Genomic DNA, 20,527 nt, shown 5'->3' on the forward strand with positions numbered 1-20,527 from the left:
GCCCCCTTTCAGGCTGCTTCCCGCTCCTTTCCGGCAGTCGTGCCGGCCTCCTCAGCCTCTTCGTAGCTGGCTGCAATCAGTGCCGCCAGTTCATCCAGCACCAGCGTCTGATCGCGGATGATCCGGTCGGCCGCGCCGTTGAGCAGGATGAGATTGCCAGGCCGGCCATTGTCCATCTCCTCGGCCTCCGGCGGCAGCTCGCCGTCAAAGCGGTAATAGGCGGGGCCGTCGAGATCGGCGAAAACCTGTTCCGCCAGACCGGCGGTGGCGGCCGCATGCCCGTCCTGCAGCACCGAGAGCAGCGGTGCGCCGTTCGACGGCAGCATCCAGCCGAGCGCGCCCCAGCGGCAGGCAGGCCCGAATTCGAAGGCCCGTCCGCCGGCATGGCCGGTGCCCAGCGAGATCACCACGATATCTTCTGCAGCCCAGCCCATGCGGCGGGCCTGCGCATAGGCGGCCAGCGCCGGATTGCCGAGCATGGCCGAGCCGCTGATCATCGCCTCGTTGCAGCCCCGGGTGAGATTGTCGATGCGGGCAGGCTCAAAGAACGACGGCTCGGCCATGGAGGCGCGCACCGCTTCCCAGAAGTAATAATCATCCGGCCGCGCCCCATCGGTCCCCGGCGCGCTGGACATCATCACCAGATTGCGCCGTTCGATGTCATAGGCCGGCAGCATCACATGGGTGAGGGCGCTGGCCATGGAGGTCCAGCCGAACCGGTCCTTGAGCATCCGCTCCAGCGGGCGGGCATCATAGCGCTCGTCGAAGAGGCCAAGCGGGTTGGTGACAAAGCGGCCAAGGCGCTTGCTGAAGCTATAGGTGAACAGCTCGCGCGCCTCGACCTCGAAGAAATGGCGCAGGTCCGACAGGGTGCCCGCCGCTTCTCCCCCGGCGCCGCCGTTGCGCGGTGCGGCAAGGGCCGCTGCAACAAGGCCGCTGGCAGAGGTGCCGCAAATCAGGCTGAAAATCTGGTGCAGGGGCCGGGTCACGCCCGCACGGCGCAGGCGCCCATCGAGAGCCTCGAGAATCCGCAAGGGGATGATGCCTCTGATTCCGCCGCCGTCCATGGACAGGATGAAATGCTTCGCCTTTCTGCTCACCGCAGGCCTCCTTGGTCTTCTCCCCGGCCAACAGATCCCTCTCCCCCGAGTGAAGATCACTGCCGGGCGCTGTCCCGTACCCGGCAATGAGTGTTGACGAGGATTGCGACGAAGGGAAGGCGGAAGACGGCGTGTTTTCCGTGCCGCTTGCGCAAGGTCAAGGTTCTGTCATGGGCGGATGCTACCAAAACGGCGGAGGTGCGCCATGGATGAGCATGATATGACCGCCGTAAATTCTGCCGCTGATGCAAAGCCTGCAACTGCCCGCAAGAGCCCGGCCCGGACACGCAAGCCTGCGGCGTCAAAGCCGAAGGCGTCAGAGGGCACGGTGCCGCCCGCAGATCCTGCACTGGTGGAGTTGCAGGCAGATGTGGCCCAGCTTGCCGCCTCCGTCGCCGCAGATGGCGCTGCACTGGCCACGCGTTGGGACGGCTGGGTGGAGACGCCGGAATTTGCCCCGAGCGCGGCGAACCTCTCGCATTATCTTGCCCTGCGGCACAGGGATCTGCGCTCGCTGCAAAGGCGGCTGATGGCGGCGGGCCTGTCCTCCCTCGGCCGGGCGGAGAGCCGCGTGATGCCAACGCTCCATGCGGTGGAGCGCCTGCTGGGCGCTGCCACGGGACAGGGGCTGGCGGCATCCGCCTCTTCCGCGGCGCAGGTTGAACACTTCTTCGCCGGTGAGGAGCGCATCCGGGAAAGGGCCGATGCTCTGCTGGGCGCCTTGCAGGAAACGCGCCCGGCACGGCTGCTCGTCACGGTTCCGGGTGAAGCTGCCGGTGATCCCTCCTTCTTTATTAAGCTGGCTAATCTTGGTGTGGAAGCGGTGCGCATCAACTGCGCCCATGACGGGGAAAGCGCCTGGGCTTCGATGATCGCCCATGTGGAGGCCGCCGCCCATGCCACCGGCCGCCGGATGAAGGTGATGATGGATCTGCCGGGCCCGAAAATCCGCACCGGGGCCCTGAAGAAAGGCAAGAACGGCAGCCGGGTCTTCCCGGAAAGTGAACTGGCTGTGGTGCGTCCGGGCCACCTTGACGCGGCGCCGCGCAAGCTGCCGGCGATCGAATGCGAGCTGGGTCAGGCCCTGGAAGCGGCCGAGCCGGGGCACCGTGTCTTCATCGATGACGGCAAGCTGGCCGCAACCGTTCTGTCGGCACAGGACTGGGGGCTGGTGCTGGGCATCGACACCGGTCCTGAAATCGAAGGCTACAAGCTGAAGCCCGAGAAGGGCATCAACTTCCCCGACAGCGATGTGCTGGTGCCGGCCCTGACCGCCGATGACCGGGAATTGCTGCCCTTCGTCGCGCGCCATGCAGACGGGGTGGAGTTCTCCTTCGTGCAGACCCCGGAAGACGTGGAAGAGCTGCAGGCAGCGCTTGCCCGGGAACGCCCGGAAGACTGGCGCAGCATCGGCCTTGTCCTGAAGATCGAGACCCGCCGCGCCGTGCGCAACCTGCCGGACATGCTGGTGCGCGCTGCCGGGCGCCAGCCCACCGCCGTGATGATTGCCCGCGGCGACCTTGCGGTGGAAATCGGCTTTGCCCGGCTGGCAGAGATGCAGGAGGAAATCCTCTGGCTCTGCGAAGCCGCGCATGTGCCGGTGATCTGGGCGACGCAGGTGATGGAGAGCCTGATGAAGACCGGGATCGCCTCGCGCGGGGAAATGACCGACGCCGCCATGGCGGCACGTGCCGAATGCGTCATGCTCAACAAGGGCCCGCATCTCTTCCGGGGCATTGCCGTGCTGGAAGGCCTGCTGACGCGCATGGGCGGGCACATGCACAAGAAGGCCCACCTGCTGCGCAGCCTGCAGAGCTGGTAGGCTTCACCTTGGGTTATCAGCCTGGAGACGCCAGCACCTTGTAGAAGAAGGTGCAGCCCTCCGGCTCACCGCTCTGCGGGTGATTGGCATAGGCGGGAATGCGGCCGAGGATCTGGTAGCCGAGCTTGAGGTAGAGCTGTTCGGCGGAATCGCCCTCGCGGGTATCGAGGGTGAGCAAGCTGCGGCCCCGCTCGCGGGCCAGCCGCTCCACCTCATGCATCAGGGCTTCTGCGATGCCACGGCGGCGGAAGTCCGGATGAACCAGCAGCTTGCGCACATCGGCCCGGTGCGGCTGGTTGGGCGGGGTGTCGCAGGCTAGCTGCACCGTTCCGGCAATGCGGCCCTCCACAACGGCCAGCAGCAGATCACTGTCGCCGCTGGCGACGGACGGGGCCACCTTCTGTTCAAAGAAACGGCGGGCGTCCTCCCGCGTGAAGGGTTCCACAAAGCTGACGCTGGCCCCGCCGCTGACGCAGCCGAAAAGCACGTCTGCAAGGCCATCAAGGCATGCATCATCCAGCTGCGCCGGGCTACGGCGCAGGTCAAGGGTCATACCGGACAAGGAAGATCTCCTACGTAGGGGGGCTTGTACCAAGGCTTTCGATGCTGGCGCATCACGCCTTGAAATTGCTCAGGTGCCGCACGGGCTTGACCAACTCCCGATGAGTCAAGCTCATCGGGAGTTGGTCTCAAACCATGAAAATCAGGTAGCAGGCGCCGGTCTCTGCCGGTGTTTCGAAGCTGTTGCCGCCATAGAGCTGGAACCGCAGGCAGTCCCCCGGCGCAAGCTCATGCGCCTCGCCTTCGAGTGTCACGGTCAGCTTGCCATCCAGCATCACCAGATGGTGCTCAAGGCCGGGACGGGGAGGGGCCTCATAGGTGATGGATGTGCCGGGCGGCAGAACGGACTCCAGCACCTCACCCGACAGCGCGCTGGTGGGGGGAGAGATGACACGGCGGCGGTGGCCGGTTTCCGGATCGGTCCAGACGGGCTGGGCCTCCCGCCGCACCACGGCGGGAAAGGCATCCTCCGCCATCTGCATCAGCCGCGACAGGGTCAGCCCATGCGCGGTGCAGAGCTTGGCCAGAACGGCCGTGGTCGGGCTGACTTCGGCATTTTCCAGCCGTGACAGGGTGGCGCGGCTGACGCCGCTGAGGGCCGCCAGCTGATCAAGCGAAAGCCCCTTTTCCTGGCGCAATTGGCGCAGGCGCTGGGCAATCTGCTGATCAAGTTCGGCCTGGTCTGATTTCTTGTTTTCCATATTTGGGATTAAATCCCAAATATGGAAAATAGTCAAGCGAGGATGAGGGCAGGTCGGAAAAAACTCAGCAGGCCGCTTCCAGAACGCGCTCTGCCGTGCCGCTCAGGGGCACGGCCAGCGGCGTTTGCTCAACACCGGTCGCGGACAGGCGGTAAAGGTGGCCCTGTTCCACCGGACGCCAGCGCGCGCAGGCGCCTTCCAGCGGCTCCGAGGCAAAGGCGCGGCCGCCGTGGTCCAGGCATTCGGAGATGTAAAGCGTGGGCGCAGCCGCATCATCGGCGTAGCGGAAGGCGAAAAGCTCCGTGCCTTCGGTGAAGACACAGGTGAGCCGGATGGGCTTTTCGCCGGTAGTGCGGCGGCCCGCAATATCCAGCACCTGCGAGAGCGTCAGATCCAGCGCGGCACGCGGGTTCTCCTCCAGGCCGTTGGTCAGGAGCAGCAGGAAGAAGAGTTCGGAATCCGTCGTGCCACGGCGCAGCGCGTAGAAATCCTCATTGATGAGCATTTCCATCTCGCGGCGGATGCGGGCGAAATCACCGATGTTGCCATTGTGCATGAAGGCCCAGCGGCCATGGGCGAAGGGATGGCAATTGTCCCGTGACGTCGCTCCTGTCGTCGCTGCGCGCACATGCGCCAGAAACAGCCGCGACGTCACCAGCCGGCAGATGCTCTGCAGATTGGTGTCGGCCCAAGCCGGCAGCACGTCCTTGAACAAGCCCGGCTCTGCTGCATGGCCATACCAGGCAATGCCGAACCCGTCGCCATTGACCCTGAGCTTTGCCTCCTGCGCATCCAGGCTCTGCACGAGCAGGGAATGCCGGGGCTTGGCAATGATGTTTTCGAGCGGGATCTCGGTTCCGAGATAGGCAGCCAGACGGCACATGGTTGGGGGCGACCTGCAAACTGTTGCGACAGGGAGGGAGTGGGCGGCAGCCAGCGAAGCAACCTTCCAATCCCGGCAAGATTAAGGACAGTGAGCCGGGATTGGATACGGATTTTCCGTCAGGATCCGTCCTATCCTGGGGAATCGTCCCACCCAAGCATTAACACTTCGATATTTTTCGCCCCCGCGGGGAGATTGGGCCGCGCGTTCCAGAGCGGAATGGGTCAGGTGTATTGCGCAATGCCCCGGCCGAAGGACCAGCAGTCACGCGGCACTTCGATGAGGGAGACCATCACATCGTCATGCAGGACGCCGGCCTTGCGGCCGAGCTTGTCGCAGATGGCCTTGTAGAGGTTCTTCTTCATCTCGACGCTGCGGGTGTTGCTGACGGTGATCTGGATCAGCAGAAAGGCATCACTGCGCTCCATCTCGGGGAACGAGCCAAAGAAGAAGTCCTCCCGCGTCTTTTCATTGAAGACCATGTACTGGTCGTCATGAGGGATGTCGAAGCGGGTCATCAGCGCCTCATGGATGCATTCCATGATGAGCTGTTTTTCCTCGGCGCTGCGGCCGGGAAGCGAGAAGATCTGTGTGACCGGCATAATCGTTTCCTCCGTTTCAATCCTCCCCGGCCCGGCCCCCCAGCCCCCGAAAGATTGGTTAATGATGCGTTAATCTTTTCCCCCGAAACTCCACTTCAGATTCGCCGCCCGCAGCCCAGGATGGAGCCCGGAATGCAGCTTTCGATCCAGACGACGACAACCTCCGCCAGCCTGCTTTCCGTGACCCAGTCCTCCGCTGGTGCGTCCGGCAACCCGGCGGCAGGCAAGGCTGGCTCCGGACCTTCAACCAAAGATAGCGCAAGTACTTCTCTTCTGGAAGCTGCAGCCAAAAAAGCTGAAGAAGATGCTGTCGTCATCAATGCCCTGCGCGACGCTGCGCAGAAGGGCAAAACTGACGAAAAGGAAAGCGGGAAGAAATCTCTCGCCAGCATTGAAGATTATACGGATACCGCTAACAAGATCCGTTCGGCCATCGGTGAAAATGCGAGCGGCAGCTCCGGTTCCGCGTCGGTTGCCTACGAAAGCGCAACCATTACGGAGACACTGATCGAAGGCGAGATCGGCGGTCAGAAGATTTCTGCCTCCTTCGTGTCCTATGACCGCGTTTCCTATGACAGCGCGACCGGCCTTTCGGCCCGTTCCGCCAGCGCAGGCAGCATCAATGTCAGCGGCAATGGCGTGTCCTCCAGCTACCAGAGCGCGTCGGTTTCCTCGCTCTATGCCGGCACGCGCGAACAGATCGGCACGCTTCTCTCCAGCGCCGCCTGAGGCCTTCCTGTCCGGCCAGCATCCGTAATGCTGCGGACCGGGCCGCTGCATCGAAGCCTTGAGCCTGCCGTCCTGCTCGGGTACACCCGGACAAAAGAGGCTTCGGCGGCCGGTTTCAGGGTGACTTCAGGTGGATAATCTCAAGGCGGAACTTCTGCGCGGTCTGTGGTACGTGGCCTGTCCGGGTGCGGAGATCAAACCCGGTGCGATGACCGGCAAGAAGCTGATGGGTGACATGGTGCTGCTGGGCCGGGACAAGGCCGGCAAGGTGTTCGCCCTGCGCGACATCTGCCCGCACCGGGGCATCCCCCTGCGCCACGGCAAGTTCGACGGCGAGACCGTGCAATGCTGCTATCACGGCTGGCGCTTTGATACGGATGGCGTCTGCGTCGATATTCCCTCCACCCACGAAGACCAGACCATCGACTTTTCCAAGATCACCTGCGGCGCCTATCCAGTGGTGGAGCAGCAGGGGCTGATCTGGGTCTATTTCGCCGCCAATGGCGAAAGCCCGGCGGAAGGCCGTCAGCCGCAGCCGCCGATGCTGCCGGACTTTGCGGTGGAGCAGGGCCCGGCCCTGCACATCATGCAGCACTTCGTCTGTTCGGTGGACCATGCGGCCCTCGGCCTGATGGACCCCACCCACGCGGCCTTCGTGCATACCTCCTGGTGGTTCAAGAAGAACGCTGCGAAGCTGCGTCCCAAGCGCAAGCTGTTCGAGCCGTCCGAACTGGGCTGGGCCATGGTGCGCCACAAGCTGCCGCCGCAGAACATTGCCTACAAGCTGCTGGGCGATGATGTGACCACGGAAATCCGCTACATGCTGCCGGGCCTGCGCATCGAGCATATCAAGGGCTCGAAGCACTCCGTCGTCGGCCTGACCACCATCACCCCGGTGAGCGAGGACGAGACGGAAGTGCGGCAGATGTTCTGGGCCAGCATGGGCTGGATCGGGCCGTTCAAGCCGCTGATCCGCCACCTGATGAATGTCTTCCTCGGTCAGGACCGCCGCGTCGTCATCCAGCAGCGTGAGGGGCTGGAGTACAATCCCAAGCTCATGCTGATCAATGATGCAGATACGCAAGGGCGCTGGTGGATGCAGCTGAAGCGGGAATGGTCCGCCTCACAGGCCGAAGGGCGCGCATTCGTCAATCCGGTGCGTGGCCGTGAGCTGCGCTGGATGAGCTGAAACGTCTGCCACAGCCTGCCTTGTCATCAACCTCCCGGCCCTCCCCCGAAGGCCGGGATTTTTGTGAACGCCTGCAGGTCATCTGAACAGCGCAGTGCAGGGTTGATATTTAGCCGAAGAATAAACCCTTCAGGATTTCTCTTTTTATTTCAGCATATTGCTGCATAAAATAATGAAAAAGATAACTGGCTAAATCTATTCGCATGATCTTCATGCTTCCTACAAGAAACTGTCACACAGGAGCACTAGGTTACGCCGAGCAAAAAGGGGTGGCCAATGCTGGAAGTCAGGGAAGTAACGCGTCTGTTCGGTCAGAAGGCCGCTGTGAACCGGATCAGTTTCGAAGTCACCGGTCCCGCCTTCGTCGGCATCATCGGCCGGTCCGGAGCGGGCAAGTCGACGTTCCTGCGCATGATGAACCGCCTGACGGATGCCAGTGCCGGTGAAATCCTGGTTGAGGGCCGCAACATCCTGGCGCTGAAGGGGGCGGCCTCGCGGGCCTGGCAGTCCCAGTGCGCCATGATCTTCCAGCAGTTCAACCTGGTGCCGCGCATGGATGTGGCCTCCAACGTGCTGCACGGCATCCTGAACCGCCGCTCCACGATCGAGACGATGTTCAGCCTCTGGTCCCGCGCCGATATTCTCAAGGCGCTCGAAATTCTGGACCGGCTTGGCATCGCCGAGCAGGCGCCGAAGCGGGCGGAGGCTCTCTCCGGCGGCCAGCAGCAGCGCGTCGCCATTGCCCGCGCCCTGATGCAGGATCCGAAGATCATTCTGGCTGACGAGCCGATCGCCAGCCTTGATCCCATGAATGCGCAGATCGTCATGGACACGCTGAAGAAGATCAACGTGGAAGACGGCCGCATGGTGATCGCCAACCTGCACACGCTCGACACCGCGCGGCGCTACTGCGACCGGGTGATCGGCATGCGCGACGGCGAAGTGGTGTTTGACGGCACGGCGGACGAACTGACGACCAGCGTTGCCCGCGAGATTTACGGAGCCGATGACAGCTTCAACGAAGCTGCCACCTCCACAAGCATTCCGGCGGATGCAAAGGCTGACGACCCGGCGTGGTCCCAGCCCGCCTACGCCGCCGCGATGGTGTCCTGACGGTCCCGGCCTGAAACCGGACCCAAGCCGGTTCAGGCCCCTATTCTGTGAAAATGGAGTTCTCATGAAGAAGCTGCTTCTGGCGACTGCCCTCTCGCTTGCCTGCACCACCGTTGCCGGTGCGCAGGAAAAGATCACCCAGTTCAACATCGGCATCCTCGGCGGTGAAAACGCCCAGGACCGCATGACCTCGAACGAGTGCTTCCGCGTCAAGGTGGAAGAAGCCCTCGGCGTTCCGGTCAAGCTCTTCACCCCGGCCGACTATGACGGCGTGATCCAGGGCATGCTCGGCGGTTCGATCGACTTCGCCGGCCTCGGCGCTTCGGCCTATGCCAAGATCTACCTGACCAACGCTGAAGCCGTTGAGCCGGTTCTGACCAAGCAGAATCTCGACGGCTCCACCGGCTACTACTCGATCGGTTTTGCCCGCAAGGACAGCGGCATTACCTCGATCGAAGACGCCAAGGGCAAGCGCTTTGCCTTCGCCGATCCGAACTCCACCTCCGGCTATCTGGTCCCGGGCGCAGAGCTGCAGGACACCTATGGCAAGCTGGACCAGTACTTCGGTGAAGTGCGTTTCTCCGGCGGCCATGAGCAGTCCATCGTTGGCGTCGCCAATGGCGACTTTGATGCCGCTGTGAGCTGGGCCGACGGCCTTGGCGAATGGGACGACGGCTACAACTCCGGCGCCTTCCGCAAGGCAGCTGACGCCGGCATCGTGGACATGAACGATCTCGTCGAGATCTGGAAGTCCAAGCTGATCCCGGAAGGCCCCTTCGTGATCCGCAAGGCTCTGCCGGACGACGTGAAGGCCAAGGTCACCGCCATTGCCGACACCATGTGGCAGGATGATCCCAAGTGCGCCTATGCCCTGTCGCATGGCGACGCCCAGGATCTGGTGCCGGTGACCCATGATGCCTACCTCGGCATCATCGCAGCCCGCAAGCTGCAGGAAGCCAAGTAAGCCTTCCGCATATCCATGCCGGGCTCCAGTGATGGAGCCCGGCACTCGCATTTTTCAGGGCACCATTTCAGGGCACCATGACCAATCTCGCGTACGGAGCTGATGGCGGCAGCCGCAAGGGCGTTGCCTCGCATCATGAAGCCTATCTGGAGATGACGCGGCGCAAGCGCCTTTATGGCGGCGTGCTGCTGCTGTTCTTCATCATGCTGTTCTCCTCCGGCTGGATCATGGCCGACGGGCGCAATGCCGGCGGCTTCTGGAACGGCCTGTCGCAGGTTTTCGACTTTCCCTCCGAAGTGCTGGCTGAGGCCTGGGCCAAGCGGGCGGTCCTGCCCGGCCTGATGGCCGATCATTTTGCCTCCTTGATCGAAACGGTGAACATCGCCGCCACGGCAACACTCATGGGCGCGCTGGCCGCCATGCTGCTGGCGCTGCTGGCCACCCGCAGCCTGGCCCGCTGGCCCCGTCTTGTACCGCTGTTCCGCCGGATGATGGACGCCCTGCGCGCCATTCCGGAGATCGTCGTGGCGCTGGTGCTCGTCTTCATTCTCGGCGGCGGCCCCGTGCCCGCCGTCATCGCCATCGCCCTGCACACGGCAGGCGCGCTTGGCAAGCTCTTCTCGGAAGTGGCGGAAAACGCCGATCTGAAGCCGGTGGAAGGCCTCGCCTCCGTGGGCGCCTCCTGGATGCAGAAGATGTGGCTCGGCGTCATTCCGCAGGTGTCGCCGAACTGGCTCTCCTATGCGTTGATGCGCTTCGAGATCAACGTCCGCGCTTCCGCCATTCTGGGCTTCGTCGGCTCCGGCGGCATCGGCTATGACCTGAAGATCGCCATGCAATGGGGCCAGGGCCGCTACGACGAGGTGGTGGCCATCTTCCTGATGCTCTTCGTGACAATCGTGCTGATCGACCGGCTGTCGGACCATGCCCGTCATAGGCTGGTGAAAGGACACTGACATGGCCACCATGGACATGCCGCAGACGGCGGACCTCAACAGCACCATCCTCACCCGCTTCCGTAACCGCCGCATCGCAGCCTTCGCGGTGCCGGGGCTGATCCTGGCCTATCTCGCCTATGCGGCCTTTGCCTTCGATCTGGCGGGCCTTGCGCAGCGGGCAAGACTGGACAATGCGGCCATCCTGCTGGCCGATTTCTGGTCCTACAAGGTGCATGTGACGCGCGACAACCGCAACGGCGCCTTGTCCGTGGCCGTCGAAGGTGAAAACAAGGGCACCTATCCGGAAGGCATGCTGCCGGACTGGGTGACCAGTGACGGCACCACGACCGTGGTCGATCTGGGCGATGGCCACGTCGTCACCTATGACGCGGCAGGGGCGCGCTATGACGTGCCGGGGTATGGCGTCATCGATATCCAGCCCGAAGGCAATGGCCTGAAGCTGACGGCCCCGCAGCCGCTGCCGGACTGGATCAATGCCTCGGACACCCGCGTGTCCGTGACGACCAAGGCCGGGCGTTTTGCCTATACCCGCTCCAAGGTGGAAACCTTCCGCTATTTCCCGGGCTGGGAGCTGTTCTTCTTCACCCTCGACAGCCCCTTCTACGGCAAGGGCCCGCTTGAGCTGATGAACCTTGCCCTGTGGGGCGAGCGGCTCAATCCGGAGCTGGCCAATGCGCCGGCCATGCTGCATGACTTCTGGACCAACCGCATGTGGCGGCATGGGGATGTGATGTGGGCCATGTTTGAAACCATGCTGATGGCTTTCCTCGGCACGGCTGGTGCCGCGCTGATCGCCTTCCCGCTCAGCTTCCTTGCGGCCCGTAACTTCAACCCGCTGGGGCCGTTCCGCTTTGCCGCCCGCCGCGTGTTCGACTTCATCCGCGGCGTGGATGGCCTGATCTGGACCATCATCCTGTCGCGCGCCTTCGGCCCCGGGCCGATGACCGGTGCCCTGGCCATCATGATCACGGACACGGGCAGCTTCGGCAAGCTCTTCTCCGAAGCGCTGGAAAACATCGACGAGAAACAGGTGGAGGGCGTGCGCTCCACCGGCGCCAATGCGGTGCAGCGCGCCCGCTTCGGCGTCATCCCGCAGGTGATGCCGGTGCTGCTCAGCCAGGCGCTCTATTTCCTTGAATCCAACACCCGCAGTGCAACGGTCATCGGCGCCATCGTCGGCGGCGGCATCGGCCTGCTGCTGACGCAGGCCATCCAGACCCAGCGCGACTGGGAAGAGGTGGCCTATTACATGACGCTGATCGTGCTGATGGTCATGGCCATGGACAGCCTGTCCGGCTGGCTGCGCAAGAAGCTGATCAAGGGCGAGTGAGCTGGGGCGAGTGAGCAGGGGCGAATACTACAACATCCCGGTGAGGCTGCCTCACCGGGAGTGGGTATCAGACTGCAGAGCCAGCCGGCGGGGCGGCGGTGTCTGACAGCACCTTGACGACAAAGATCAGGTCCATCCACTGGCCGAACTTGAAGCCGACCTGCGGCAGGCGGCCTGTTTCGGTGAAGCCGAACCTGGCGTGCAGGGCGAGGGAGGAGGCATTGTCCGCATCCACCGCGCCCACCAGCGTATGCAGCCCGGCGGCCTTGGCCCGTTCGATCAGCTCTGCCAGAAGCGCCTTGCCGGTGCCTTTGCCCTGCGCCGCCTTGCTGACATAGATCGAGTGCTCCATGGTCAGGTTGTAGCCCTCCTTGGCACGGAAGGGGCCATAGCTGGCGTAGCCCAGCAAGCCGCCATCCTCATCGATGGCGACGATCACCGGCAGGCCTGCGGCCTGACGGCCCTCCAGCCATTTCTTGCGGTCCTCCAGCGTTTCAAGCCGGTCGGTCCAGATGGCCCGAAGCTCCCGCACGGCGGTGTTGTGCAGGTCGAGAAGGGCGGGCAGATCTTCGTGAGTGGCGGGGCGCAGTTGCATGGCTCGGGTTCCGGATTGCATTAGATTTTCGTCTTCTATACCCTCTCAACGCAAAAGAAATTATCTCTTCCATAAGAAAATTCAATCGATGGACTTCGATCAGCTCCACACCTTCGACCGTGTCGTGCGCGATGGCAGCTTCACCCGCGCCGCTGCCCGGCTCAATGTCACGCAGGCGACCGTTTCCATGCGCATCAAGGCGCTGGAAGATGCGGTGGGCGGGTCATTGTTCCTGCGCGGGCGCAATGTGCGCCTGACGGATGTGGGCATCAGCTTCCTGCCCTATTGCCGGCGCATGCTGGGGGTGATGCAGGAGGCGCGCGAGGCGCTCAAGCGCGCCGAGCGCGGACGTGTCGCCATCGGTACGCTCAGCACCATGATCATGCCGCTGGTCAGCCGCGCGCTGCTGCGGTTTCAGCGCCGTCATGCCGGGGTGGATGTGATTGTGCGCGATGGCCGCCACACACATGTGGCCACCATGCTGCATGAGCGTGAGGTGGATCTGGCCGTCATGTGCTGGCCCAACATCGATCCCCTGCTGACCCATGTGGAGCCGCTGTTCGTGCTGCGCGAGGATCTGCCGCTGGTGGCGGCCCCTGCCGTGGCGGAGCGGATCGGCGAGGCACCGGACATGCAGGAGGCTCTGCGCCTTGCGCCGCGCTTCCTCAATCTGCGCTGGTGGCAGATCGCACCGGCGCGGATGACGTCGCTGACCCTCGCCGCTCCCTCCTGTGTGGAGCTGCCAACGGAGCCGGGGCGCTATCTGGTGGAGGCGGGAGAGGGGATCGGCTTCTTTGTCCGCTCGGCGGTCGAAGCGTCGCTGGCGGCGGGGCGTCTCGTCGAAATCCGCCCCGCCGACTTCGAGCCGCTGACCCGTGACATCGCGCTGGTGGTGCAGTCGCGCAAATCACTCGAACAGGAAATGCTGCTCGACTTTGCCCTCGAAATTGCGGACGAAGCAGCCCGGTTCGGCACCATCCTGCGCCGTGATTTGCCGCCCCGGCCCGGGATTTGAGTCAAGTCTTCGCATCAGGGTTAAAAAATACGCCGGAAACCCATGCTCCAACCACTGCAATCCCCTTTGCGGAAGCCAAAGGGAGTGGTAAACGGGCAACCATGACGAGCCAGCCCATTTCCAATATTCGCAACTTCTCCATCGTGGCCCATATCGACCACGGCAAGTCCACGCTTGCGGACCGTCTCATCCAGATGACGGGCACGCTGACGGACCGGGAGATGACCGATCAGGTTCTTGACTCGATGGACATCGAGCGGGAACGCGGCATCACGATCAAGGCGCAGACCGTGCGCCTCGTCTATAATGCCAAGGACGGGCAGCAATATATCCTGAACCTGATCGACACGCCGGGCCACGTGGACTTCGCCTATGAAGTCTCGCGCTCGCTGGCGGCCTGCGAGGGCTCGCTGCTGGTGGTCGATGCCAGCCAGGGCGTGGAAGCCCAGACGCTGGCCAACGTCTATCAGGCCATCGACAACAACCACGAGATCGTCACCGTCCTCAACAAGATCGACCTGCCCGCCGCCGAGCCGGACCGGGTGAAGGAGCAGATCGAGGAAGTGATCGGCATCGATGCCACCGATGCCGTGATGATCTCCGCCAAGACCGGCCTTGGCATCGAGGACGTGCTGGAAGCCATCGTCACCCGTCTGCCGGCGCCGAAGGGCGACAGGGACGGGCCGCTGAAGGCCATGCTGGTGGACAGCTGGTACGATCCCTATCTGGGCGTGATGGTGCTGGTGCGCATCATCGACGGCACGCTGAAGCGCGGCCAGCGCATCCGCATGATGGGCACGAATGCGTCCTATGAAGTGGACCGCGTCGGCGTGATGACGCCGAAGTTCCTGCAGGTGGACCAGATCGGCCCCGGCGAGATTGGCGTTCTGACCGGTTCCATCAAGGAAGTGGCCGATACCCGCGTCGGTGACACGATCACCGACGAACGCAAGCCCTGCGCCGAGGCGCTGCCGGGCTTCAAGCCGGCGCAGCCGGTGGTGTTCTGCGGCCTCTTCCCGGTGGATGCGGGAGACTTTGAGGATCTGCGCGCTGCCGTCGGCAAGCTGCGCCTCAACGATGCCAGCTTCTCCTTCGAGATGGAAACCTCTGCGGCACTGGGCTTCGGCTTCCGCTGCGGCTTCCTTGGCCTCCTGCATCTGGAAATCATCCAGGAGCGCCTGTCGCGCGAGTTCGACCTCGACCTCATCGCCACGGCGCCTTCGGTGGTCTACCAGATGACGCTGACCGACGGCTCGGAGATGGAGCTGCACAACCCGGCGGACATGCCGGATGTGGTGAAGATCCAGGAGATCCGCGAGCCGTGGATCCGCGCCAACATCATGACGCCGGACGAGTATCTCGGCTCAATCCTGAAGCTGTGCCAGGAGCGGCGCGGCGTGCAGGTGGATCTGGCCTATGTCGGCTCGCGTGCCATGGTCACCTATGACCTGCCGCTGAACGAAGTCGTCTTCGACTTCTACGACCGCCTCAAGTCCATCTCAAAGGGCTATGCCTCCTTCGACTATTCCTTGTCGGATTACCGCGAGGGCGACCTCGTGAAGATGTCGATCCTCGTCAACGAGGAGCCGGTCGACGCCCTGTCGATGCTGATCCACCGCTCCCAGGCCGAGCGCCGTGGCCGTGCCATGTGCGAGAAGCTGAAGGATCTGATCCCGCGGCACATGTTCAAGATCCCGATCCAGGCTGCCATCGGCGCCCGGGTGATCGCCCGCGAAACCCTTGCCGCCCTGCGCAAGGACGTGACCGCCAAGTGCTACGGCGGCGACGCCACCCGCAAGCGCAAGCTTCTGGAAAAGCAGAAGGAAGGCAAGAAGCGCATGCGCCAGTTCGGCAAGGTCGAGATCCCGCAGGAAGCCTTCATCAAGGCCCTGAAGATGGACGAGTGAAACACAATACCCGGCGAGCCTGCTCTGCCGGGTATTGTTTCAGTCCGCAAGGATCTTCCGAGGCATGGCGCCAGCGCTATGCCTTTTTCATTGTACCAAGGCTTTCGATGCTGACGCATCACGCCTTGAAAATGGTCAAGCGCCGCACGGGCTTGACCAACTCTCGATAAGTCAAGCTCATCGAGAGTTGGTATTACATCACGGCACCAACCTGCCAGGGCACGAACTCGTTGTCGCCGAGGCCGAGGGCTTCGGATTTCGACTTCTGGCCCGAGGCAACCGCAAGGATCATGTCGAGGATTTCCTCGCCCTTTGCCTCCAGGCTGATGCCTTTCGACAGCACGTCACCGGTGTTCAGGTCCATGTCTTCCGGCATGGCATTGAACAGGATGTCGTTGGTGGCCACCTTGATGGTCGGTGCGGGCTTGGAGCCGAAGGCAGAGCCGCGGCCCGTGGTGAAGACCACCAGCTGCGCACCGCCCGCAATCTGCCCCGTTGCCGAGACAGGGTCATAGCCGGGGGTGTCCATGAAGACGAGGCCGGGCTCGGTCACCTGTGCGGCATAGTCGTAGAAGGCGGTCAGCGGCGTGGAGCCAGCCTTTGCAACGGCGCCCAGCGACTTTTCCAGAATGGTCGTCAGCCCGCCCGCCTTGTTGCCGGGGCTCGGGTTGTTGTCCATGCTGCCGTCGTTCATCTCGGTGTAATGCTCCCACCAGCGGATGCAGCCGATGAGATCATCGGCCACCTTCTGCGAGGCAGCACGGCGCAGCAGCAGCTGTTCGGCACCGTAGATTTCCGGCGTTTCCGACAGGATCACCGTGCCGCCAAGGCCGACGATCATGTCCGATGCCTTGCCAAGCGCAGGGTTGGCGGTGATGCCGGACAGGCCGTCCGAGCCGCCGCACTGCAAGCCGATGCGCAGGGCCGAGACAGGGCAGGGCTGGCGCTGTGCCTTGTTCACCTCGGGCAGGATTTCCAGCACCTTGGCCTTGATGGCCGCGATGGTGGCACGGGTGCCGCCGGTGTCCTGGATGGTCAGGCCGTGGAAATGGTCGGCCCCTTCCGCCCCGAAGGTGTGCTTCATGCGGGCGATCTGCATCACCTCGCAGCCGAGGCCGACGAAGACGGCGGCGCCCACATTGGGATGGGTGGCATGGCCCCACAGCACGCGCTGCAGGATATCAAAGCCGCGCCCCTCGGAGGCCATGCCGCAGCCGGTGCCATGGGCAAAGGCGACGATGCCGTCCACATTCGGATAGTCTTCGAGCACGCCGGAGTTTTCCAGCTCGAAGGCTGCCCGACGGATCACGGTGGCAGAGCAGTTCACCGTGGCACACAGGGCGATGAAGTTGCGGGTGCCAACCCGGCCGTCCTTGCGAACATAGCCGTCGAAGGTGCGCGGGGCGGGCGAGGGCACGGCAGCCTTCGCCCGCTCCAGATCGGCACCGGTCTGATACTGCTGATCGTGGTCCCCGAAGGCGCAGTTGTGGGTGTGCACGTGCTCCCCCGCGGCAATGTCCTTGCTTGCCCGGCCGATGATCTGGCCGAACTTGAGGATTTCCGCTCCTGTGGGGATTGCGGTCAGGGCCACCTTGTGGCCCGGCGTGAGGGGGGTGGCGAGAGCCACACCCAGCCCGAGAGGATCGCTGCCTGCGGCAAGGCGCTCCTTCACGATACCCACATTGTCGTCGGGATGAAGAACGATCAGCTGGCTCATGGCTTGCCTCGGTTACAGGGACTGCAAGGTCTTGCGGGCACCCTGGCTCAGCAGCAGGCCAAGGGCCTCCGCCACCGGGGCCTGCAGCTGGCTGGCAAGGGCGGGATCAAAGATCTCGCGCACACCCAGAAGGGCGGCCGCCTTGCCTTCCGCCGTTGCGGCGCTGTCGAAGAGTTCACGCAGGCGTGCGGCCAGCGGGTCCTTCACCTCGATCGGCGCACCCGTCTCGTCCACACCACCCACATAGCGCATCCACGCAGCCACGGCGAGCATCAGGCGCGGGCTGTTGCGGCCGGCCTTCAGGTTCTCGCCCAGGGTGGAGAGAATGCGCTGCGGCAGTTTCTGGCTGCCGTCCATGGCGATCTGCCAGGTGAGGTGGCGGATGCCGGCGTTGGCAAAACGTGCCTTGAGGGCTGCCGCATAGCCGGCGAGATCCACGCCCGGCGGCGGGGTGAGCGCGGGGATGATCTCCTCGCTCCACAGGCGGGTGACGAAACCGGCCAGAGCCTCGTCGGCCATGGTGTCGGCGATCGTCTTGTGGCCCGAGAGGTAACCGAGATAGGCGAGCGAGGAATGCGCGCCGTTGAGCATGCGCAGCTTCATGTGCTCGTACACGGCCACATCGGACACCAGCTCGACGCCAACGGCGCCGAGGTCCGGGCGCTCGCCGGCCACGAAGTCATCCTCGACCACCCACTGGCGGAACGGCTCATGCACCACGAGGCCGTCTTCATTGCGGCCAGTGACAGCGGACAGGCGCTCGATGTCTTCCGGTTTGGTCGCCGGGACGATGCGGTCCACCATGGTGGAGGGGAAGCGGCCTTCGCGCTCGATCCAGTCCGCAAGGGCCGGGTCGATGAGGCGGGCGAGATCCAGCACGACGCCGCGCACCACCTTGCCGTTGTGGGGCAGGTTATCGCAGGTCATGACGGTGAAGGGCGCAAGACCGGCGGCAAAGCGGCGCTGCAGGGCACGCACCAGATAGCCCGGCGCGGAGACGGGCAGGGCGTTCGCCAGATCCTTCTGGATGTCCGGATGGGACTGGTTCAGGCGGCCGGTGCTCGGCTCGTGGCAATAGCCCTTTTCGGTGACCGTCAGGGTGACGATCTTCACATCGGGGCTGGCCATGGCGGCAAGCACGGCGTCCGGGCTTTCCGGGGCCACCAGCACATCACGGATGATGCGCACGTCGCGGCGGGTTTCCCCATCGGGGCCCAGCTCCACGGCGGTGTATTCGAAATTGCGCGGTGCCATGCGGTCGCGCGTCGTCGGGCTCTGCAGCGAAACGCCGGTGATGGCCCAGTTGCCGCCGGAGCGGGCAACGGCTTCCTCGATGAAAATGGCACCATGGGCGCGGTAGAAGGCACCAAGCCCCAGGTGGACGATGCCCACCTTGGCATTCACGACACGTTCGATTTCCAGATCAGCGGGCAAGCCAGCCTCCGTCAACATTCAGCACTGTACCATGGATGTAATTGGCAGCCGGAGAGGCAAGGAACACGGCGGCTTCGCCGATGTCCGAGGCCTGGCCCCAGCGGCCGGCAGGGATACGCTCAAGGATGGCCTTGTTGCGCACCGGGTCCGCCCGCAGTGCTTCGGTATTGTTCGTTTCGATGTAACCGGGGGCGATGGCATTCACATTGATGCCCTTCGCCGCCCATTCGTTGGCCAGAAGCTTGGTGATGCCTGCAACACCATGCTTCGAGGCCGTGTAGGACGGCACCCGGATACCACCCTGGAATGACAGGAGCGAGGCAATGTTGACGATCTTGCCGTTTCCTCCACGGCCAAGAACGGCCTTGCCGAAGGCCTGGCAGGTGAAGAACACGGCCTTCAGGTTCACGTCCATCACCTCATCCCAGTCGGCCTCGGTGAAATCCACTGCATCGGCGCGCCGGATGATGCCCGCGTTGTTGACGAGAATGTCCACCGGTTCGGCGGCGAACACGTCACGGGCGGCCATCGGGTCGGCGAAGTCGAGCACCAGTTCGCGCGCCTTGCCCTTGCTGCCAGCGATGAGGCCAACGGTCTCCGCACAGGACGAGCGTCCCGCGCAGATGACGTCCGCCCCGGCGCGGCCAAGCGCCATGGCGATGGCCTGACCGATGCCTGTATTGGCACCGGTCACAAGGGCGGTCTTGCCCTCAAGCGAGAAGGGGTTCACCGCAGATCCTCCATGGCGACCATTTCCACGTCCTTGTAGTCGACGTTGTCACCGGCCATGGCCCAGATGAAGGTGTAGCTGCCGGTGCCTGCGCCGCAGTGGATGGACCAGGGCGGGGAGACCACCGCATCCTCGTTCTTCATCACCAGATGGCGGGTCTCCTGCGGCTCGCCCATGAAGTGGAACACGCGCTGCTCCGGCTTCATGTCGAAGTAGAGGTAGGCTTCCATGCGGCGGTCATGCACGTGGGCGGGCATGGTGTTCCAGACAGAGCCGTTGTGCAGCTGGGTGTAGCCGACGACGAGCTGGCAGGAGGTCATCACCGCCGGATGCACGAACTGGTAGATGGTGCGGTCGTTGGAGGTCTCGGCCGAGCCGAGCTTGACCTTTTCGGCTTCGCCGATGCGGATCAGGCGTGCCGGATAGGCAGCGTGTGCGGGCGCGGAGAGAATGTAGAAGCGGCCTTCGCCTTCGAAGGTCACCTTGCCGGAGCCCAGCGGCAGATAGAGCACGTCGCCGCGTTCCATGGCGTAGGTTTCGCCTGCTGCAGAGACCTTGCCGCTGGCGCCGACATTGACGACGGCCATCTCGCGGCGGTCGAGGATGCTGGCGGTGCCGCATTCCTTGACCTGATCCAGCATCAGCGGCGCGCCCGAGGGCACGGCGGCGCCGACGATCATGCGGTCATAGTGGGTGTAGACAAGGCGGATCTCTCCGGCAGCAAACAGGTTGCCCATGTGGAAATGCTTGCGCAGCTCTTCCGTGTCCATCCGCTTTGCGGTCTGCGGATCGATGGCGTGGCGGGTTTCGACGGTCAGCATGGAACGGGTCCTTCCTTAACTTCAAACTCAGAGAAAATCGTCACGGCGGGGCGTGAAGGTGTCGATCAGGGTGCCGGGCTCAAGGCAGCGGCAGCCATGGACGGCCATGGAGGGGATGACGAAACTGTCGCCCGGTCCCACCTCGGTCTCCTTGCCGTCCACCTGAAACAGAAAGCGGCCGCTTTCCACATAAGTGGACTGGATGTGCGGGTGGTTGTGCAGCTTGCCCTCGGCCCCCTCATGGCCGAAGCGGAAGGCAACGACCATGAGTTCCGGGCTTTCGGACAGAACCTGGCGGGTGACGCCAGGATCTGCAGGGACAGCGGGATAGGTCTTCAGCATGGGACAGTCAGCC

Annotated in this window: 20 protein-coding genes; 9 read left to right on the forward strand and 11 right to left on the reverse strand. The window is 63.7% G+C overall.

Annotation, left to right across the window (positions count from 1 at the left end):
* Positions 1-8: 8 nt before the first annotated feature.
* A complete protein-coding gene (locus tag AC0CMF_RS14045) occupies positions 9-1,100 on the reverse strand; it encodes a patatin-like phospholipase family protein (RefSeq protein ID WP_082675872.1) in 1,092 nt (363 codons plus the stop codon).
* A 205-nt stretch (positions 1,101-1,305) separates the two neighbouring features.
* Here AC0CMF_RS14045 and AC0CMF_RS14050 point away from each other — a divergent pair, with 205 nt between their 5' ends.
* Positions 1,306-2,922: a pyruvate kinase gene (locus AC0CMF_RS14050; protein ID WP_374629200.1), complete on the forward strand. Its 1,617-nt coding sequence runs from the start codon at positions 1,306-1,308 to the stop codon at positions 2,920-2,922.
* A gap of 16 nt (positions 2,923-2,938) precedes the next feature.
* Here AC0CMF_RS14050 and AC0CMF_RS14055 read toward each other — a convergent pair whose 3' ends face one another.
* The 4 genes from AC0CMF_RS14055 to AC0CMF_RS14070 all read right to left on the reverse strand — a co-directional run bounded on the left by AC0CMF_RS14055 (position 2,939) and on the right by AC0CMF_RS14070 (position 5,669).
* Complete coding sequence (locus AC0CMF_RS14055; RefSeq protein ID WP_374629252.1) at positions 2,939-3,475, reverse strand: GNAT family N-acetyltransferase; 537 nt, start codon at positions 3,473-3,475, stop codon at positions 2,939-2,941.
* Positions 3,476-3,611: 136 nt separating this feature from the next.
* Positions 3,612-4,184, reverse strand: coding sequence for a helix-turn-helix domain-containing protein (locus AC0CMF_RS14060; RefSeq protein WP_122519114.1), 573 nt, complete (start codon positions 4,182-4,184; stop codon positions 3,612-3,614).
* Between the two features lie 64 nt (positions 4,185-4,248).
* A complete protein-coding gene (locus tag AC0CMF_RS14065; RefSeq protein ID WP_374629198.1) occupies positions 4,249-5,067 on the reverse strand; it encodes a class II glutamine amidotransferase in 819 nt (272 codons plus the stop codon).
* Positions 5,068-5,291: 224 nt separating this feature from the next.
* Positions 5,292-5,669 (reverse strand): tautomerase family protein, encoded by a 378-nt coding sequence (locus AC0CMF_RS14070; RefSeq protein ID WP_050474326.1) that lies wholly within the window; start codon positions 5,667-5,669, stop codon positions 5,292-5,294.
* 132 nt (positions 5,670-5,801) lie between these two features.
* On the opposite strand from AC0CMF_RS14070, the gene AC0CMF_RS14075 reads away from it, so the two are divergent.
* The 6 genes from AC0CMF_RS14075 (at position 5,802) to phnE (AC0CMF_RS14100) (ending at position 11,953) form a co-directional block, all read left to right on the forward strand.
* Positions 5,802-6,398, forward strand: a complete 597-nt coding sequence (locus AC0CMF_RS14075; protein ID WP_374629197.1) for a hypothetical protein — start codon at positions 5,802-5,804, stop codon at positions 6,396-6,398.
* 130 nt (positions 6,399-6,528) lie between these two features.
* Positions 6,529-7,587 (forward strand): aromatic ring-hydroxylating oxygenase subunit alpha, encoded by a 1,059-nt coding sequence (locus AC0CMF_RS14080; RefSeq protein WP_186392896.1) that lies wholly within the window; start codon positions 6,529-6,531, stop codon positions 7,585-7,587.
* Positions 7,588-7,863: 276 nt separating this feature from the next.
* Positions 7,864-8,700, forward strand: a complete 837-nt coding sequence (gene phnC / locus AC0CMF_RS14085; RefSeq protein WP_050474329.1) for a phosphonate ABC transporter ATP-binding protein — start codon at positions 7,864-7,866, stop codon at positions 8,698-8,700.
* A gap of 64 nt (positions 8,701-8,764) precedes the next feature.
* Positions 8,765-9,664, forward strand: coding sequence for a phosphonate ABC transporter substrate-binding protein (gene phnD, locus AC0CMF_RS14090; RefSeq protein WP_374629195.1), 900 nt, complete (start codon positions 8,765-8,767; stop codon positions 9,662-9,664).
* 77 nt (positions 9,665-9,741) lie between these two features.
* Entirely contained in the window at positions 9,742-10,620 is an 879-nt protein-coding gene (phnE, locus tag AC0CMF_RS14095) for a phosphonate ABC transporter, permease protein PhnE (RefSeq protein WP_058898169.1), read from the forward strand.
* Position 10,621: 1 nt separating this feature from the next.
* On the forward strand, positions 10,622-11,953 hold the full coding sequence (phnE, locus tag AC0CMF_RS14100) for a phosphonate ABC transporter, permease protein PhnE (RefSeq protein WP_082675870.1): 1,332 nt from the start codon (positions 10,622-10,624) through the stop codon (positions 11,951-11,953).
* Positions 11,954-12,020: 67 nt separating this feature from the next.
* Here the strand turns inward: phnE (AC0CMF_RS14100) and AC0CMF_RS14105 are convergent, their stop codons facing one another.
* Positions 12,021-12,548, reverse strand: coding sequence for a GNAT family N-acetyltransferase (locus AC0CMF_RS14105; protein WP_374629194.1), 528 nt, complete (start codon positions 12,546-12,548; stop codon positions 12,021-12,023).
* An 88-nt stretch (positions 12,549-12,636) separates the two neighbouring features.
* Between AC0CMF_RS14105 and AC0CMF_RS14110 the strand changes: the two genes are divergently transcribed.
* Together AC0CMF_RS14110 and lepA are read left to right on the forward strand one after the other, a co-directional pair.
* A complete protein-coding gene (locus AC0CMF_RS14110) occupies positions 12,637-13,563 on the forward strand; it encodes a LysR family transcriptional regulator (RefSeq protein ID WP_374629193.1) in 927 nt (308 codons plus the stop codon).
* A gap of 101 nt (positions 13,564-13,664) precedes the next feature.
* On the forward strand, positions 13,665-15,470 hold the full coding sequence (gene lepA / locus AC0CMF_RS14115) for a translation elongation factor 4 (RefSeq protein ID WP_122519118.1): 1,806 nt from the start codon (positions 13,665-13,667) through the stop codon (positions 15,468-15,470).
* A 193-nt stretch (positions 15,471-15,663) separates the two neighbouring features.
* Here the strand turns inward: lepA and AC0CMF_RS14120 are convergent, their stop codons facing one another.
* Genes AC0CMF_RS14120 through AC0CMF_RS14140 form a run of 5 tightly spaced genes read right to left on the reverse strand, consistent with a single transcriptional unit; the run spans position 15,664 to position 20,514 of the window.
* The gene (locus AC0CMF_RS14120; RefSeq protein WP_374629191.1) at positions 15,664-17,187 is read right to left on the reverse strand and encodes a UxaA family hydrolase; all 1,524 of its coding nucleotides are present in this window, start codon (positions 17,185-17,187) and stop codon (positions 15,664-15,666) included.
* 12 nt (positions 17,188-17,199) lie between these two features.
* Entirely contained in the window at positions 17,200-18,621 is a 1,422-nt protein-coding gene (locus AC0CMF_RS14125) for a mannitol dehydrogenase family protein (protein ID WP_374629190.1), read from the reverse strand.
* Positions 18,611-19,351, reverse strand: coding sequence for a 2-dehydro-3-deoxy-D-gluconate 5-dehydrogenase KduD (gene kduD / locus AC0CMF_RS14130; protein WP_374629189.1), 741 nt, complete (start codon positions 19,349-19,351; stop codon positions 18,611-18,613). The genes AC0CMF_RS14125 and kduD overlap by 11 nt, the downstream gene beginning before the upstream one ends.
* Positions 19,348-20,172 (reverse strand): 5-dehydro-4-deoxy-D-glucuronate isomerase, encoded by an 825-nt coding sequence (gene kduI / locus AC0CMF_RS14135; protein ID WP_374629188.1) that lies wholly within the window; start codon positions 20,170-20,172, stop codon positions 19,348-19,350. Before kduI ends, kduD begins: the two co-directional genes overlap by 4 nt.
* Positions 20,173-20,199: 27 nt before the next feature.
* The gene (locus tag AC0CMF_RS14140) at positions 20,200-20,514 is read right to left on the reverse strand and encodes a cupin domain-containing protein (protein ID WP_374629186.1); all 315 of its coding nucleotides are present in this window, start codon (positions 20,512-20,514) and stop codon (positions 20,200-20,202) included.
* Between the last annotated feature and the right edge of the window lie 13 nt (positions 20,515-20,527).

This window comes from Pannonibacter sp. CBAS1226, assembly GCF_055685825.1.